This is a genomic window from Microvirga medicaginis (genome assembly GCF_052658925.1).
The window spans coordinates 52,219-68,725 of the sequence record NZ_JBQWEL010000008.1 but is presented as its reverse complement, the minus strand read 5'-3'; the positions used below and the strand labels follow the sequence as shown (position 1 = coordinate 68,725).

Annotated in this window: 14 protein-coding genes; 10 read left to right on the top strand and 4 right to left on the bottom strand. The window is 64.9% G+C overall.

What is annotated here, in order from left to right; translation table 11 throughout:
- The first annotated feature begins 6 nt into the window (after positions 1 to 6).
- The gene (gene trmB, locus ACUXUR_RS12285) at positions 7 to 690 is read left to right on the top strand and encodes a tRNA (guanine(46)-N(7))-methyltransferase TrmB (protein WP_445502640.1); all 684 of its coding nucleotides are present in this window, start codon (positions 7 to 9) and stop codon (positions 688 to 690) included.
- Between the two features lie 118 nt (positions 691 to 808).
- Here the strand turns inward: trmB and ACUXUR_RS12280 are convergent, their stop codons facing one another.
- From ACUXUR_RS12280 to ACUXUR_RS12270, 3 genes are read right to left on the bottom strand one after another with little or no spacing between them, the layout of a single operon-like run.
- Positions 809 to 1,510 carry an ABC transporter ATP-binding protein gene (locus ACUXUR_RS12280; protein WP_445502639.1) on the bottom strand — a complete coding sequence of 234 codons (702 nt, stop codon included), beginning with the start codon at positions 1,508 to 1,510 and terminating at the stop codon, positions 809 to 811.
- Positions 1,507 to 2,754: an ABC transporter permease gene (locus tag ACUXUR_RS12275; protein WP_445502638.1), complete on the bottom strand. Its 1,248-nt coding sequence runs from the start codon at positions 2,752 to 2,754 to the stop codon at positions 1,507 to 1,509. The genes ACUXUR_RS12280 and ACUXUR_RS12275 overlap by 4 nt, the downstream gene beginning before the upstream one ends.
- A gap of 2 nt (positions 2,755 to 2,756) precedes the next feature.
- Positions 2,757 to 3,755: an efflux RND transporter periplasmic adaptor subunit gene (locus ACUXUR_RS12270; protein ID WP_445502637.1), complete on the bottom strand. Its 999-nt coding sequence runs from the start codon at positions 3,753 to 3,755 to the stop codon at positions 2,757 to 2,759.
- A 380-nt stretch (positions 3,756 to 4,135) separates the two neighbouring features.
- On the opposite strand from ACUXUR_RS12270, the gene rimP reads away from it, so the two are divergent.
- The 6 genes from rimP (at position 4,136) to truB (ending at position 11,614) form a co-directional block, all read left to right on the top strand.
- Positions 4,136 to 4,759, top strand: coding sequence for a ribosome maturation factor RimP (gene rimP, locus ACUXUR_RS12265; protein ID WP_445502636.1), 624 nt, complete (start codon positions 4,136 to 4,138; stop codon positions 4,757 to 4,759).
- Positions 4,760 to 4,771: 12 nt separating this feature from the next.
- A complete protein-coding gene (nusA, locus tag ACUXUR_RS12260) occupies positions 4,772 to 6,391 on the top strand; it encodes a transcription termination factor NusA (RefSeq protein WP_445502635.1) in 1,620 nt (539 codons plus the stop codon).
- Positions 6,392 to 6,423: 32 nt separating this feature from the next.
- Positions 6,424 to 7,095 carry an RNA-binding protein gene (locus ACUXUR_RS12255; protein ID WP_445502634.1) on the top strand — a complete coding sequence of 224 codons (672 nt, stop codon included), beginning with the start codon at positions 6,424 to 6,426 and terminating at the stop codon, positions 7,093 to 7,095.
- A complete protein-coding gene (gene infB / locus ACUXUR_RS12250; protein WP_445502633.1) occupies positions 7,092 to 10,094 on the top strand; it encodes a translation initiation factor IF-2 in 3,003 nt (1,000 codons plus the stop codon). The genes ACUXUR_RS12255 and infB overlap by 4 nt, the downstream gene beginning before the upstream one ends.
- Before the next feature lie 153 nt (positions 10,095 to 10,247).
- Entirely contained in the window at positions 10,248 to 10,676 is a 429-nt protein-coding gene (gene rbfA / locus ACUXUR_RS12245) for a 30S ribosome-binding factor RbfA (protein ID WP_445502632.1), read from the top strand.
- Between the two features lie 5 nt (positions 10,677 to 10,681).
- The gene (gene truB / locus ACUXUR_RS12240; protein ID WP_445502631.1) at positions 10,682 to 11,614 is read left to right on the top strand and encodes a tRNA pseudouridine(55) synthase TruB; all 933 of its coding nucleotides are present in this window, start codon (positions 10,682 to 10,684) and stop codon (positions 11,612 to 11,614) included.
- 138 nt (positions 11,615 to 11,752) lie between these two features.
- Here truB and ACUXUR_RS12235 read toward each other — a convergent pair whose 3' ends face one another.
- Complete coding sequence (locus ACUXUR_RS12235; protein WP_445502630.1) at positions 11,753 to 12,298, bottom strand: ferritin-like domain-containing protein; 546 nt, start codon at positions 12,296 to 12,298, stop codon at positions 11,753 to 11,755.
- Positions 12,299 to 12,610: 312 nt separating this feature from the next.
- On the opposite strand from ACUXUR_RS12235, the gene rpsO reads away from it, so the two are divergent.
- The 3 genes from rpsO to mbfA all read left to right on the top strand — a co-directional run bounded on the left by rpsO (position 12,611) and on the right by mbfA (position 16,472).
- Positions 12,611 to 12,880 carry a 30S ribosomal protein S15 gene (gene rpsO / locus ACUXUR_RS12230; protein WP_116528344.1) on the top strand — a complete coding sequence of 90 codons (270 nt, stop codon included), beginning with the start codon at positions 12,611 to 12,613 and terminating at the stop codon, positions 12,878 to 12,880.
- Between the two features lie 290 nt (positions 12,881 to 13,170).
- Positions 13,171 to 15,345: a polyribonucleotide nucleotidyltransferase gene (gene pnp / locus ACUXUR_RS12225; RefSeq protein WP_445502629.1), complete on the top strand. Its 2,175-nt coding sequence runs from the start codon at positions 13,171 to 13,173 to the stop codon at positions 15,343 to 15,345.
- Between the two features lie 143 nt (positions 15,346 to 15,488).
- Positions 15,489 to 16,472 (top strand): iron exporter MbfA, encoded by a 984-nt coding sequence (mbfA, locus tag ACUXUR_RS12220; RefSeq protein ID WP_445502628.1) that lies wholly within the window; start codon positions 15,489 to 15,491, stop codon positions 16,470 to 16,472.
- Positions 16,473 to 16,507 lie beyond the last annotated feature (35 nt).

The window sequence follows — 16,507 nt, the reverse complement described above, 5'->3', positions numbered from 1 at the left end:
TCCCTCATGAGCGAAGCATCTCAAAAGGCCGGCGCTTTCTTCGGGCGCCGGAAAGGCAAGAAGCTTCGCGCCGGCCAGGATGATCTGATCCAGAACCTGCTGCCCGCGATCCGCGTGACCCCGGGCAGCGCTCCCTCCAGCCAGTTTCCGAACGCGGACGCCCGCGAAACCTGGCTCGAGATCGGTTTCGGCGGCGGCGAGCATCTTGCCCACCAGGCCCGGACCAACCGCGACATCAACTTCATCGGCTGCGAGCCCTTCGTGAACGGCATGGCGAAACTGCTGGCCGCCATCGACCACGAAACGCTCGACAATATCCGCGTGTGGGACGAGGACGTCACCAAGCTCCTGCCGACCCTGCCCGACGCATCCTTCGATCGGGTCTACATCCTTTATCCCGACCCGTGGCCGAAGCGCCGCCAGCGCAAGCGCCGCCTCGTCTCGGACGAGATGCTGGACATGCTGGCGCGCGTCATGAAGCCCGGTGCGGAGCTGCGCTTTGCCAGCGACATCGACGATTACATCGGCTGGGTGCTGGCCCGGGTGCTTCGCTCTGCGCATTTTCGCTGGACCGCCGAGCGCGCCGACGACTGGCGCAAACCCTATGAGGGCTGGCCGGGCACCCGCTACGAGGCCAAGGCCATCCGCGAAGGACGCGTGCCAAGCTATCTGACCTTCGTGCGCGCCTAGAGCATCGGACGTAAAAAGTGGATTTGCACTTTTGAGATTCGATCCGATGCTCCCTTCATAAAGGAGCGCATCGTTCGAGGCGGCCCTCCGGGTCCGCACGATGCGCTAAGGCTGCCGCTTACACAACCACATGAGCAACGCGCTCGTCGCTCACCACCTTGCCGTCGACAAGATGAATGCGCCGGTCGACGCGGGCGGCGATGTCCATGTCGTGGGTGACGGCGATCACCGTCTTGCCGCGCTTCTTCACAAGATCCTGCAGGATGGTGAAGACCTGCTCAGAACTCTTGCTGTCGAGACTTCCCGTCGGCTCGTCGGCAAGCACCACATGGGGATCGTTGGCAAGGGCTCGGGCTACCGCCACGCGCTGACGCTGGCCGCCCGAGAGCTGATCGGGCCGCTTGTCGAGATGGCCTGCAAGGCCGAGATCCTCCAGCAGGCTCGCGGCACGCTCGCTCATTTCGGATGCGGAGAGGCGCCCAGCCTTGCGCATCGGCAGCTCCACGTTTTTCAGCACGCTGAATTCCGGCAGCAGGAAGTGAAACTGGAACACGAAGCCGAGGCTCTCGAGGCGCAGATGCGCCAGCTCGTCGTCATTCAATTGCGATGTGTCCTGCCCCGCGATTTTCAGCATGCCGCTGGTGGGACGATCGAGCAGGCCGAGCAGGTAGAGAAGCGACGACTTTCCGGAGCCGGACGGGCCGGTGATCGCCACGAATTCATTGTCACCGACGGTGAGCGACACATCGCGGACCAGCGTCACCGGCACGATGGCCGGCAGAATGCGGGTGAGGTGATCGGCTTCGATCAGCGCGCTCATGTGGCACCCCGGATGATGTCGACGGGATTGAGCCGCGCCGCCTGCCGCGCAGGCAGGTAGCCCGCCACCCCCGACGACACAAGCGCGAAGACGGATGCGATCAGATAGTGCCACGGCGACCAGAAGAGCGGCAGACGCGTGATCTCACGCCCGACAGCGCCACCCGAGATCCTGAACTCGACCTGCGAGAGCGCGAAGCACAACAGGAAACCGATCAGCCAACCCACAACGGAGCCGGCGAAACCCAGCGTCAATCCCTCGATGAGAAACAGCCGGCGCATGTTGCCCTGGGTGAAGCCGAGCGACTTGAGGATCGCGATGTCACGCGCCTTCTCGTGGGTGATGGTGGAGATGATGTTGAAGATGCCGAAACCGGCGACCAGCAAGATCGCGCCCACCACCGTGTACATCACCACGTTGCGCACCACGAGCGCTTCGAGCAGCGACTCGTTCGCCTCCTGCCAGGGCACGGCCTTGTAGCCGAGTTCCGCTTCCGCCTGACGGGCGACGCGGGGCGCAGTCTCCGGATCGTCGAGGCGAAGGCGGATATCGTTGATGGCATTCGGCCGCTCGGAGAGAATCTGCGCGTTCTTCAGGAGCACATAAGTTTCGCCTTCGTCGCGGGCATTGCTGCCGGTGTGGAACTGTCCGACGATCTTGAAGCCGCGCGACTGGCCTGTGGGTGAGACGAGCTGGATCGTCGTGCCCATCGACGCGCCGAGCCTTTGCGCCAGAGTGTCTCCGACGACGATGTTGTTGCCGCCCGCCTGCAGGGCATCGAAGCTTCCCTGCACGAAATCGCCCGCGACGGAGGAAACCGTTGCTTCGATTTCCGGCTCGATGCCGATGATGGAAACGCCGACGTCGCGCCCTGCATACCGGACCACGCCTTGCGTGCGCAGGCTCTGCGCCATACGGCCCGGCACCCAGGAGCGCAGGGATGCGAAGGCGGCGGCGGGATTGAGAATGCCGCGGCGATCCTCCTTCGGCCGCAGGCCCTCGAACTGCACGGCGGGAAACAGATCCTCCGCCGGTTGCCGGCGGGGCGTGCGGCGCTCGTCGCTGATCTGCACATGGGGCATGGTGTCGACGAGCTGCGCGATGAAATCCTTCTCCGTGCCCTGCATCAGCGCCGCCATGGCGATGGAAAAGCCGACGCCCAGAGCGACACCGAGAATGGCCACGATGGTCTGACGGCCGCGTCCGGCGATATGGATCAGGGCCAGCTCCAGGATGAGGCGCATGCTCAGCCTCTCTTTTCTCTCACCTTCGCCCCGTCGGCGAGATCCTCCGGAAACGGCACGATCACGCGCTCGGTCTCATCGAGGCCCGACAGCACTTGCGTGCTGCTCGCGCCGCGAATCCCCACCTTCACATCATGACGCCTGGCGACGCCATTCTCCATGGTGAAGAGAGCGCCGCCGCGCAGCGCATTGGTGGGCACGAGAAGTGCGTTGGCGGAGACCTGGACGATCACGTTCACTTCCACCGTCATGCCGATGCGCAGCGGGGTATCGTCAGGCAAGGCGAGCCGCACCCGGTAGGTCTTGGCGACCGGATCACCCTTGGGCGTGATGGAATCGACCGTTGCTTCCAGAACCCGATCCGGAAAGGCGTCGGCCTTGAGAACCGCGCGCTGGCCCACCGCCACACGCGGGATGTCCTCCTCGTTCACGTCGGCTTCCACCCACAAGGGCCTGGGCTCGCCCACCCAGAACAGGACCGTGCCGGGTTCGGCCACCTCCCCCACCTCGCCATCCTGGCGCAGGACGACGCCGCCCATAGGCGCGCGCAGCACATAGGATTCGAGTCGCGTTTCCTGGCCGGCGATGAGGGCCTGGACCTGGCCGAGCTCGCTGCGGGCCCGATCGAGAGCCTGCTCGCTGGCAACCCGGCGCTCGACGAGAGCGGCAATCCGGTCGTAATCCGCCGCGATCAGTTTCTGTCTGGCTTTCAGTTCCGCGAGCGTTGCCTCCGGCTGGCGGTCGTCGAGACGGGCAAGCACGGCGCCCTTCTCCACGGATTCGCCCTCGCAATTGCACAGCTCGACGATCCGCTCCCGCAGAAGCGGCGTCACCTTGGCCCAGGTGCGCGGCTCCACCACGCCGGTGGCATAGACGATCTCCGCCGCATCGCCGCGCGTGGGCGCGACGACGGCGACGTCCTGAGGCCTGCCGAGGCGCCAATAGGCGGCTGCGGCCGCAAGGAGCAGCACGAGGGCAAGAAGCAGGCGGGAGATCTTCAAGGCAGGCTCTCCAGGGAATGACTTCCTTTAGCGCATCGCGCGGAAAAGTGGACCCGGTTTTCGCTAGCGTGGCCCTTCGGGTCGCATCCAACGATGCGCCCATCAAGGAGGGGAGCATCCGATTTGTCCCAAAAGTGCAAATCCACTTTTGGTGCCGATGCTCCGGCATAGCCTCATTGAAGCCGCGATAACGTGGTGTTCCTGAATCAAGGCAACGGGTTCGCGAAAGAGGACCCTTTTGCAGGACCCTTGCTTTTTCGGGCTTGAATCAGTATATCTGCGGTTGTCAGCTCTGGTTGCAGCGTCAAGCTGCTGGTCGAGAGTGGGCCCCGCCGGGTCCGCTCTTTTTTATTGCTCGAACGCCGGAGCTTCGGAGAGCCATGACGAACGAACGCGACAAGCGGCTGATTACGGAAAACGGCGTTGCCGCCCGCGTGGCTGCCATCGTCGAGCCCGTGATCGAGGATCTGGGCTTCAATCTCGTGCGGGTGAAGGTGACCGGCACGAATGGCTGCACCGTGCAGATCATGGCCGAAAGGCCGGACGGCACCATGTCGGTGGACGATTGCGAGACCGTGAGCCGTGCGATTTCGCCGGTTCTGGACCTCGAAGATCCGATCTCGACGGCCTATTATCTTGAGGTCTCCTCGCCGGGCATCGACCGCCCGCTCGTGCGCGCCAGCGACTTCGAGCGCTGGACCGGCCACGAGGCGAAGATCGAGATGGCCGTCCCGATGGATGGCCGCAAGCGCTTCCGGGGCTTTCTCCGGGGCGTGGAGGATGGAAAGCTCGTGGTCGAGCTGCCGGACGTGAAGGAGGGCCTGGAGCCCATCGCCCGCCTGCCCCTGTCCGATCTGGGCGAGGCGCATCTCGTCCTGACGGATGACCTGATCCGTGAATCGCTGCGCCGGGGAACCGCGCCGACCACGGACGATCTCGATGAAGACACGGACGTGGTGGAAGCGCCGGAACCGCGCAGCCCGTCCAAGACAAAACCGAATTAAGGAGTGACCTCGATGGCTGTTAGCGCCAACAGGCTTGAGCTCTTGCAGATCGCCGATGCGGTCGCGCGTGAGAAGGTGATCGACAAGCAGATCGTGCTGGACGCCATGGCGGACGCCATCGCGAAGGCTGCGCGCTCCCGCTACGGCGCCGAGACCGATATCCATGCCGAGATCAATCCGAAGACCGGCGAGCTGCGCCTCTCCCGCCACCTCCTCGTGGTCGAGGACGGCGCGCTCGAGAACGATTCCCGCGAGATCACCCTCTCGGAAGCCCGCGCCCGCCACAATCCGGCAGCACAGGTGGGCGACGTGATCGCCGACACCCTGCCCCCGTTCGATTTCGGCCGCATCGCAGCACAATCCGCCAAGCAGGTGATCGTGCAGAAGGTGCGCGATGCCGAGCGTGACCGTCAGTACCAGGAGTACAAGGACCGCATCGGCGAGATCGTGAACGGCGCCGTCAAGCGCGTCGAATACGGCAACGTGATCGTCGATCTCGGCCGTGGCGAGGCGGTCATCCGCCGCGACGAGCTGATTCCGCGCGAGACCTTCCGCCCGGGCGACCGCATCCGCGCCTATCTCTTCGACGTGCGCCGCGAGACCCGCGGTCCGCAGATCTTCCTGTCCCGCACGCATCCGCAGTTCATGGCGAAGCTCTTCGCCTCCGAAGTACCGGAGATCTATGACGGCATCGTCACGGTTCAGGCCGTGGCCCGCGATCCGGGCTCCCGCGCCAAGATCGCCGTGACCTCGCGCGATTCCTCGATCGATCCCGTGGGCGCCTGCGTCGGCATGCGCGGCTCCCGCGTCCAAGCGGTCGTGGGCGAGCTTCAGGGCGAGAAGATCGACATCATTCCGTGGTCTCCCGACCAAGCGACCTTCATCGTCAACGCGCTGCAGCCCGCCGAAGTGGTGAAGGTGGTGCTCGACGAGGAGGCCGACCGCATCGAGGTGGTAGTGCCCGACGACCAGCTCTCGCTCGCCATCGGCCGCCGCGGCCAGAACGTGCGTCTGGCCTCGCAGCTCACCGGCTGGGACATCGATATCCTTACCGAGGCTGAGGAATCCGAGCGCCGCCAGAAGGAATTCGCCGAGCGCACCGATCTGTTCATGAACGCTCTCGACGTGGACGAGGTGGTGGGCCAGCTGCTCGCCTCGGAAGGCTTCCGCTCGGTCGAGGAGATCGCCTACGTGGATTCGGCCGAAGTCGCCTCCATCGAGGGCTTCGACGAGGACACCGCTGCCGAGATCCAGAGCCGCGCCCAGGAATACCTGGCCCGCATCGAGGCCGAGAACGAGGCCCGCCGCAAGGAGCTCGGCGTCTCCGACGATCTGAAGGAGATCGACGGCGTCACCACCGCCATGCTGGTGGCCTTCGGCGAAAACGACATCAAGAATGTCGAGGACCTGGCCGGCTGCGCCACCGACGATCTCGTCGGCTGGACGGAGGGCAAGGGCGCCGATGCGACCCGCTACAAGGGCACTCTCGACGGCTTCGACGTGTCCCGTGCAGAGGCTGAATCCATGATCATGGCCGCCCGCGTGAAGGCCGGCTGGATCGAGCAGCCTGAAGAACCCGTAGAGACCGAGGGATCGGCCGAAGAGGCCGAGACCGAGGCTCAGCCGTCTTAAACCACGGCGATGGCAAAGCGAGGTCAGCACCCGTGCCGCGGCATGAACCGGAGCGCACCTGCATCGTCACCCGCGAGGCTCACAGCCCCGCGGAGCTGATCCGCTTTGTCCTGGGGCCCGACCGTCAGGTCGTGCCCGATCTCAAGCACAAGCTTCCCGGCCGGGGCGTCTGGGTGACGGCCCGGTCCACCATGGTGGATGAGGCGGTCAAACGCCGCCTCTTCTCCCGCGCCTTCAAGACGGAGGCCAAAGCCTCCGAGACCCTTTCCCAGGACATCGAGCGCATGCTCCGGGACGACCTGCGACAGGGTCTGGCCCTCGCCAACAAGGCGGGCTGCGTCATCACCGGCTTCCAGAAAGTTGAGTCGGCGGTCACGGATAAGCCCATCGTTGCCCTTATTCATGCCGCAGAGGCGGCTGAAGATGGGCGAAGAAAATTGGCGAACCCGTTGCGAAAACGCCTCGGCAGCGCAATATCTAGCTTTCCGGTCATCCAAGCATTGTCGATTGACGAATTGGATTTGGCATTAGGCCGGTCACATGTGATACATGCTGCCCTCGTCGCGGGCGCTGGGAGCGACGGCTTTCTGAACCGCTGGCATCGTTACCGCACCTATTGCGGCATCGGAGCCGATCCATCTGGCCTCGGAAACGAGACCGGCGAACCCACGATTTTGAAACCCGCAGGAACTGAGGCGGAATGAGTGATACGAAAAACCAGGGCGACAAGACTCTCCATGTGTCGTCCAAGACGCTGTCTCTGAAGCGCCCCGTCGAACAAGGCACGGTGCGCCAAAGCTTCTCCCATGGCCGATCGAAGTCGGTTGTGGTCGAGACGGTGAAGCGTCGCCCTGCCGTTGGCCCCGGTGGGGCCAAGGATGACAAGCCGGCCCCCCAACAGGCTGCAGCTCCCGCTGCCGCGCCGAAGCCGGCTGCCCCGGCTGCCAAGCCCGCAGCTCCGGCTCAGGGCGGACGCCCGCAGCGCTCCGGCCCTTCTTCCAACGCGCCCCGGTCCGGCGTGGTGCTGCAGACGCTCTCCGATCAGGAGCGCGATGCCCGCATGAACGCCCTGGTCGATGCCCGCCGTCGGGACGAGGAAGAGCGCAAGCGCCAGGCTGAAGAGGCTGCCCGCCGCGCCGAGCGCGAGGCTGCCGAAGCCAAGGAACGTGAAGCGGCCGAAGCCCGCAAGCGCGAGGAAGAAGAGCGCCGTCGTCAGGACGAGGAGCGCAAGCGCCGCGCCGAGGACGAGGCCCGCCGTCGTCTGGGCGAAGAGGCTGCACCGCGTCCTGCCCAGGCCGCACCGGCTCCTGCACAGGCCCGCGACCGTGGCCCGGCTCCGCGCCACGAAGGTGGTCCGCGTGGCGAAGGTCGCCCCGGTGGCTTCCGCTCCGAAGGCGGCCCGCGCGGCGAAGGCCGTCAGGGCGGTCCGCGCCCGGATGGCCAGCGCTCCGGCGGCTTCCGTTCGGAGGGCGGTCCCCGTGGCGAAGGACGTCCCGGTGGCTTCCGCTCCGAGGGCGGTCCGCGCGGTGAAGGTCGCCCCGGCGGGTTCGGTGGCGGTCCGCGTGCGACCGGCGGCACCTCCGGTGGACGTCCGCCGAGCCTGAACCATATGGCGCGTCCGGCGGCTCCGGCCGTTCCGGATCCGGCGACGGCGAAGCCCAACGCCCGCACCGCTCCGCCGGTTGCGACCCGTGGCCCTGCCGTCGAGATCGATGATGATGAGGCACCGCGGACAGCCCGTCGCCCCGGTGGCGCGGCAAAGCCCGTGGCTGCTCCGAAGACTCCGAAGGCCGCTCCCGGCGAGGAGCGCCGCCGCGGCCGCCTGACGCTCGCCAATGCGACCTCAGATGACGACGAGCGCACACGTTCGCTCGCCGCCTTCCGTCGCCGCAACCAGCGTCTGATGGGCCACCGCCAAGTGGAGCAGAAGGAAAAAATCTCCCGCGAGGTGACGGTTCCGGAAACGATCACCATCCAGGAGCTCGCCAACCGCATGTCGGAGCGTGCCGTGGACGTGATCAAGTTCCTGATGAAGCAGGGACAGATGCACAAGATCACCGACGTGATCGATGCCGATACCGCGCAGCTCGTCGCGGAGGAGCTCGGCCACACGGTGAAGCGCGTTGCGGAATCGGACGTGGAGGAAGGCCTGTTCGATACGCCGGATACGGACGAGAACCTCTCGGCCCGTCCCCCGGTAATCACCATCATGGGCCACGTCGACCACGGCAAGACCTCGCTGCTCGACGCGATCCGCAAGACCAACGTGGTCTCGGGCGAAGCCGGCGGCATCACGCAGCATATCGGCGCCTATCAGGTGACCTCGCCGCTCGGCGGCAAGATCACCTTCATCGACACCCCCGGCCACGCGGCCTTCACCGCCATGCGCGCCCGCGGCGCCAAGGTGACCGATATCGTCGTGCTCGTGGTGGCGGCCGATGACGGCGTCATGCCGCAGACCGTCGAGGCGATCACCCACGCGCAGGCGGCCGGCGTGCCGCTGATCGTGGCGATCAACAAGGTGGACAAGCCCGATGCCAACCCGCAGCGGGTGCGCACCGAGCTGCTCCAGCACTCGATCGTCGTGGAATCCATGGGCGGTGAGACCCTCGAATTCGAGGTGTCCGCCAAGACCGGCCAAGGCCTCGACGAATTGCTGGAAGGTCTCCAGCTCCAGGCCGAAATCCTGGACCTCAAGGCGAATCCTGAACGTTCGGCCGAAGGCACCGTCATCGAAGCCAAGCTGGATCGCGGTCGCGGTCCGGTGGCCACGGTTCTCGTCCAGCGCGGCACGCTGCACACCGGCGACATCGTGGTGGCGGGCGCCGAATGGGGCCGCGTGCGTGCGCTGATCAACGATCTGGGCGCCAACGTAAAGGAAGCCGGTCCCTCGGTTCCGGTCGAGGTGCTGGGCTTCAACGGCACGCCGGAAGCAGGCGACCGCGTCGCGGTGGTCGAGTCCGAAGCCCGCGCCCGCGAGATCACCGAGTATCGTGCTCGCCAGAAGCGCGAACGCGCCGCCGCCCGCATGGGCTCGGCCGGACGCACCCTGGTCGACATGATGCGCGACCTGAAGGCCGGAGCGGGCCGCAAGGAGTTCCCGCTCGTGATCCGTGCGGACGTGCAGGGCTCGGCGGAAGCCATCGCTGGCGCTCTCGAAAAGATCGGCAACGAGGAAGTCGGCGCCCGCATCATCCAGGCCGGCGTCGGCGCGATCTCGGAATCCGACGTCACGCTGGCGGAAGCGTCCGGTGCGATCATCCTCGGCTTCAACGTGCGCGCCCACAAGGAAGCGCGCGAGGCCGCCGAGCGCGCGGGCATCGAGATCCGCTACTACAACATCATCTACGACCTCGTGGATGACGTGAAGGCGGCGATGTCGGGCCTGCTGGCTCCGACGCTGCGCGAAGAGCGGCTCGGCGAGGCGCAGATCCTCGAGGTGTTCAACGTGTCCAAGGTCGGCAAGGTCGCGGGCTGCCGCGTCCTCGACGGCGTGGTGCAGCGCGGCGCTCATGTCCGCCTCATCCGCGACAACGTGGTCATCCACGAGGGCAAGCTGTCCCAGCTCAAGCGCTTCAAGGACGATGTCCGCGAGGTCACCTCGGGTCAGGAATGCGGCATGGCCTTCGAGAACTACCAGGACATGCGCGTCGGCGACATCATCGAGTGCTACCGCGTGGAAGAGGTGAAGCGGTCGCTGTAACCGCCTCATTCCCATCTCGACAACAATGCGTCATCACCGGGCTTGTCCCGGTGATCTCGCTTTGATGGGCTCCATTTCTATTCAATCGAGATGGCCGGGATAACCCCGGCCATGACATCCAAAAATGATCCGGTCCAATCCCGGAGGATGACAATGGCAAAACGCTTCGAACAAACCACCGGCCCGTCCCAGCGCCAGCAGCGCGTGGCCGAGCTCGTGCGTCACGCACTGGCGGAAGTGCTCTCCCGCGGCGATCTTCAGGATGACGTGCTGAACCGGCATGTGATCACGATTCCGGAAGTGCGCATGTCGCCGGATCTGAAGCTCGCGACCGCCTATGTGATGCCGCTCGGCGGCAAGGACGAGGACGCAGTGATCAAGGCGCTGGAGAAGAACAGGAAGGTTCTGCGTCAGGAAGTCGCCCGCCGCGTGAACCTGAAATTCGCACCCGACCTTCGCTTCCGTCGCGACGAGAGCTTCGACGAGGCTGCCCGCATCGATGCGCTGCTGCGCTCGGAGCGCGTGGCGCGCGATACCGGCAAGGCCGGCATCGATGTGAACGACGACGACAACGACGAGTGAGCGCGATGATTGAAGACCGTCCCGAAGAACGCCCTCACCGCCGCCCTCACGGCGACCGCCCGAAGAAGCGCGACGTCAACGGCTGGATCATTCTCGACAAGGGCGTCGGAATGACCTCGACCCATGCAGTCGCGGTGGTCAAGCGCGGCTTTTCCGCCAAGAAGGCGGGCCATGCAGGCACCCTCGATCCGCTGGCCTCCGGCATCCTGCCGATTGCGCTGGGCGAGGCCACGAAGACGGTGCCCTTCATCATGGACGGGCGCAAATCCTACGTCTTCACCGTCGCCTGGGGCGCGGAGACCAACACGGACGACACCGAGGGCGATATCGTCGAGCGCACGGACAAGGTGCCGGAAGCCTCCGACATCGATGCCCTGCTGCCCCGCTTCATCGGTCAGGTCCAGCAGGTGCCTCCGCGTTTTTCGGCCATCAAGATCCAGGGCGAGCGCGCCTATGATCTTGCCCGCGACGGCGAGGTGGTGGAACTGCAACCGCGCACCGTGGAGATCGACCGCCTCGCGCTCGTGCATCACGACGGCAACCGCTCGGTGATCGAGGCGGATTGCGGCAAGGGCACCTATGTGCGCGCCATCGCCCGCGATCTCGGCCGCGCCTTGGGCTGCCTCGGCCACATCGCGGCCCTCCGGCGTACGCGCGTGGGACCGTTTTCGGAGCACGATGCGGTGACGGTGGACGATCTCACCACCGACCCGGCGGCCTTGCGCCCGGTTGAGACCGCGCTCAGCGAGATTCCGTCAGTTGCGGTCAGCCGCGACATGGCGAACCGCCTGATGCGCGGCCAGTCCATCATCCTGCGCGGCCGCGATGCGCCTCTCGCCGGCAAAGCCTACGCGACGTGCAATGGCGTGCTTGTCGCCGTGGGCGACATCGAGCGCGGCGAATTGGTGCCGCACCGGGTGTTCAATCTGGGCGCTTGAGAAACACGTTCGACATCATCACCGGCCTCGTGCCGGTGATCTCGATAGGACGGCGCAGTGCTCTTCAAAGCGAAATGGCCGGGACTGATCCCCGGAACAAGTCCGGGGACGGCCATGACGTGGAGATTTTGAGCCGTCTTACCGGTCCGCCTTCAGCCCTTGCGCTTCCCGCATCAGGTACTTGCGGGTGATCGGCTCGATCATGTCGCGAATGGCTTGCGCGGTCTTCTCCTCTTCTCGAAGCGTCTCCTGGAGCGCCGGGATGAAGCGCTGGTGTCCGGCAGCCTCGGCCATCGTGATCAACGACTTGTAGGACGCAATCTCGAAGTTCTCGAAGGCATGGTTGGCGAAGGTGTTCTTCAGAACCTCGTCGGCCATCGGCATGTGGCCGGCGGCAGCCATGTTGGCCATCACCTGGGTGGCTATGTCCTTCAGGAGCGAGCGGTCCTCGCCGAAAGTATGCAGCATCTCGTCGAGACGGCGAATCTGACCCTCCGTTTCGGCGATGTGGGTGCGTAGCAGCTCCGACATCTCTGGATAGTGCTCGAATCGCTCCAGCTGGCGCTGCATCAGCTGCAGAGCTTCTTTTTCCAGCGCATGCGCGTTCTGAAGCCCGGTGATGAAGATGTTCTTCACGGTCTCGTTGGAGGTCAGATCCATCATGCCTGCGGTGCTGGCGGTCATGGTGTCGGGTTCCTATATTGGGGGGTGTCTGGTTCACCAACATTGGCCGTGAAGACTTGTTCCGGCTGTTGCAGCGGCGGACGTAGCGGAACCGGCCATCCCCTTGGCCTACCTTGGCAAAAACGATTCCGCTGGCACTTATGCACAATTCGTGTATGGTGCGCCCGCCTCTGAAGGGCTGACCCTTCAGAAGACCGTCTTGGGTTACAGACCGCGCTGGACGACATCCCGGCCCGGCCTTTCCCGGACGAAACTGATCTTGAGCCTTAAGGCCAAGGTCCTCACGAACAAGCAAACCTGAAAGGATATGCGATGTCGATCACTGCTGAGCGCAAGAATGCGCTTGTGAAGGAATTCGCGCAGAAGGCTGGCGACACGGGCTCCCCCGAGGTGCAGATCGCCATTCTGACCGAGCGGATCAACAACCTGACCGGTCACTTCAAGACCCACACGAAGGACAACCACTCCCGTCGTGGCCTCCTGAAGCTCGTCTCGTCGCGTCGTTCGCTTCTCGACTACCTGAAGAAGAAGGACGAGAGCCGCTACAAGACCCTGATCGAGAAGCTCGGCATCCGCCGCTAAGCTTTTACACGACTTCCGTCCGGAGCACGGCTCCGGACGGTTTTTCCGGATCTGATCGAGACAAGATCATCTCCGGTATTCACGAATGGATCGGATGAAAGCGTCCGACCTTTCGCTCCGGCGCTGGTGAGACAAAAGAAATCCCGGCGTCCCTTTGAGGAGACGGATGACGCGATGACCATGGCAGGATCGCAAGGGGCTTGGGACAGCGGATTGTTTCGCTGCGTGAGCCTCTTGCCGTCTTGCTCATGGCATCGAGCCCCCGCTCCTGCTGTCATGAAAGACGAAACATGTTCGATACTCAACGCGAAGAACTGATCTGGGGTGGGCGCAAGCTCACGCTCGAAACCGGCCACATGGCCCGTCAGGCCGATGGCGCCGTGGTCGCCACCTACGGTGAGACCACCGTGCTCGCCACCGTCGTTTCCGCCAAGGAACCGAAGGCCGGCATCGACTTCTTCCCGCTCACGGTGAACTACCAGGAGCGTGCCTATGCCGCCGGTCGCATTCCGGGCGGTTATTTCAAGCGCGAAGGCCGTCCGTCCGAGAAGGAGACCCTCGTCTCCCGCCTCATCGACCGTCCGATCCGCCCTCTCTTCGTCGAGGGCTACAAGAACGACACTCAGGTCGTGGTGACCGTGCTCTCGCACGATCTCGAGAATGATCCTGACGTGGTGGCCATGGTCGCCGCGTCTGCTGCGCTGACCCTCTCCGGCGTTCCCTTCATGGGCCCGGTGGGCGCCGCACGCGTCGGCTATATCGGCGGCCAGTACAAGCTGAACCCGATGCTCCAGGAGATGGAGCAGACCACGCTCGACCTCGTGGTCGCCGGCACCACCGACGCCGTGCTCATGGTGGAATCCGAGGCGAAGGAACTGGCCGAGGACGTGATGCTCGGCGCCGTCATGTTCGGCCACAAGCACTTTCAGCCGGTGATCGAGGCCATCATCCGCCTCGCCGAGAAGGCTGCCAAGGAGCCGCGCGACTTCCAGCCGGCCGACGTCTCCGAGGTCGAGAAGGCTGTTCTCGACATCGCCGAGAAGGACCTGCGCGAAGCCTACAAGATCACCAAGAAGCAGGACCGCTACGCTGCCGTCGACGCCGTGAAGGCGAAGGTGATGGACGCGCTCTGCCCGGTTGAAGGTGAAGCCAAGTTCGACGCCGAAAAGGTGAAGGCCGTCTTCAAGGAAGCCCAGGCCAAGGTCGTGCGCTGGAACATCCTCGACGAAGGCAAGCGCATCGACGGCCGCGATCTTCGCACCGTCCGCCCGATTCTCTCGGAAGTCGGCGTTCTGCCGCGCACCCACGGTTCGGCGATCTTCACCCGCGGCGAGACGCAGGCTCTCGTGGTGGCGACGCTCGGCACCGGCGAGGACGAGCAGTTCATCGACGAGCTCGAAGGCACCCGCAAGGAAACCTTCCTGCTGCACTACAACTTCCCGCCCTACTCCGTCGGTGAGACGGGCCGCATGGGCTCACCCGGCCGCCGCGAGATCGGCCACGGCAAGCTCGCCTGGCGCGCCATCCACCCGATGCTGCCGGCTTCCCACGAGTTCCCCTACACGATCCGCGTCGTGTCGGAGATCACGGAGTCGAACGGCTCGTCCTCCATGGCCACCGTCTGCGGCTCTTCGCTGGCCCTGATGGATGCGGGCGTTCCGCTGCGCCGTCCGGTGGCGGGCATCGCCATGGGCCTCATCCTCGAGGGTGAGCGCTATGCGGTTCTGTCCGACATCCTCGGCGACGAGGATCACCTCGGCGACATGGACTTCAAGGTGGCCGGTACCGACCAGGGCATCACGTCGCTCCAGATGGACATCAAGATCGCCGGCATCACCGAGGAGATCATGCGCGTCGCGCTCGATCAGGCCAAGGAAGGTCGCGCTCACATCCTGGGCGAGATGAACAAGGCCCTGACCGCTCCGCGCGCCGAGCTCGGCGAGCACGCGCCGCGCATCGAGACGATGCAGATCCCGGTCGACAAGATCCGCGAGGTCATCGGTTCGGGCGGCAAGGTCATCCGCGAGATCGTGGAGAAGACCGGCGCAAAGATCGACATCAACGACGACGGCCTCATCAAGATCGCCTCGGCCGACGGCAAGTCGATCAAGGCCGCCTACAACTGGATCCGCTCCATCGTGGCGGAGCCGGAAGTCGGCATGATCTACGACGGCACGGTCGTGAAGGTGATGGAGTTCGGCGCCTTCGTGAACTTCTTCGGTTCCCGCGATGGCCTCGTGCACATCTCGGAGCTCGCCAAGAACCGCGTCGCCAAGGTGACGGACGTCGTCAAGGAAGGCGACAAGGTGAAGGTGAAGTTCCTCGGTACCGACGAGCGCGGCAAGGTCCGCCTCTCCATGAAGGTCGTGAACCAGGAGACCGGCGAGGACATCACCGAGCAGCTCAAGGCCGAGCGCGAAGCCGAAAAGGCCCAGCGCGACCAGCAGAAGGCTGCGGGCGAGTAGGCCTCTCGGTTCTCGGGAAAGATCAGGAAGCGCGGCGAAAGCCGCGCTTTTTTGTTGCGCTCTTCACGAGGATCGAGCTTGGCGCGATTGACGCTCTGGTCGAGGGGCGATATTTAGAATTATTCTAAACATGGCTTCCCGGCATGCTCTCTCGCGTCTTCGGCTTCGACCGCCGCCCCTTCGACTCTCTCAGCGAACAGGAAATCCTCGCCCTTGCGATTTCCTCGGAAGAGGACGACGCGCGGATCTATCGATCCTATGCCGAGGGCCTGCGCGAGTCCTTTCCCCAATCGGCCAAGGTCTTCGACGAGATGGCGGCCGAGGAGGACGGGCACCGGGCGGCGCTGATCGAGCTGCACCGCAGGCGTTTCGGCGAGACGATTCCGTTGATCCGCCGCGAGCATGTGCGCGGCTATTACGAGAGAAAGCCCGACTGGCTCGTGCGCCCGCTCGGCATCGAGAAGGTGCGCACCGCCGCCGAGACCATGGAGGCACAAGCCTATCGGTTCAATGTGGAAGCCGCCAAGCGCACCAAGGATGCCTCGACCCGTAAGCTGTTGGGAGATCTGGCGACGGCGGAGCAGGGCCATGAATCCCTCGCCCGCCGGCTCGACCTCGCCTACACGCCGGAATCGGTGAAGGAGGAAGAGGCCCAGACGGAGCGGCGGCAATTCATCCTGACTTACGTCCAGCCGGGCCTGGCGGGCCTCATGGACGGCTCGGTTTCGACGCTCGCTCCCATTTTTGCGGCGGCGTTTGCCACGCAGGATACCTGGCAGACCTTCCTCGTCGGCCTCTCGGCCTCGGTGGGTGCCGGCATCTCCATGGGCTTCACGGAAGCAGCCCACGATGACGGCAGACTCTCCGGACGCGGCTCGCCCGTCAAGCGCGGTCTGGCCTCCGGGATCATGACCGCTATCGGGGGCCTCGGCCACGCCCTGCCCTACCTCATCCCGCATTTCTGGACCGCAACGATCATCGCCGCCGCCGTGGTGTTCGTGGAGCTCTGGGCCATCGCCTTCATCCAGAACCGCTATATGGAGACGCCCTTCCTGCGCGCCGCCTTCCAGGTGGTGCTCGGCGGCGCGCTGGTTTTCGGAGCGGGCGTCCTGATCGGGAATGCATAGGATGGATTGCTGTACTGGAGCGCGGGATCGGCCCT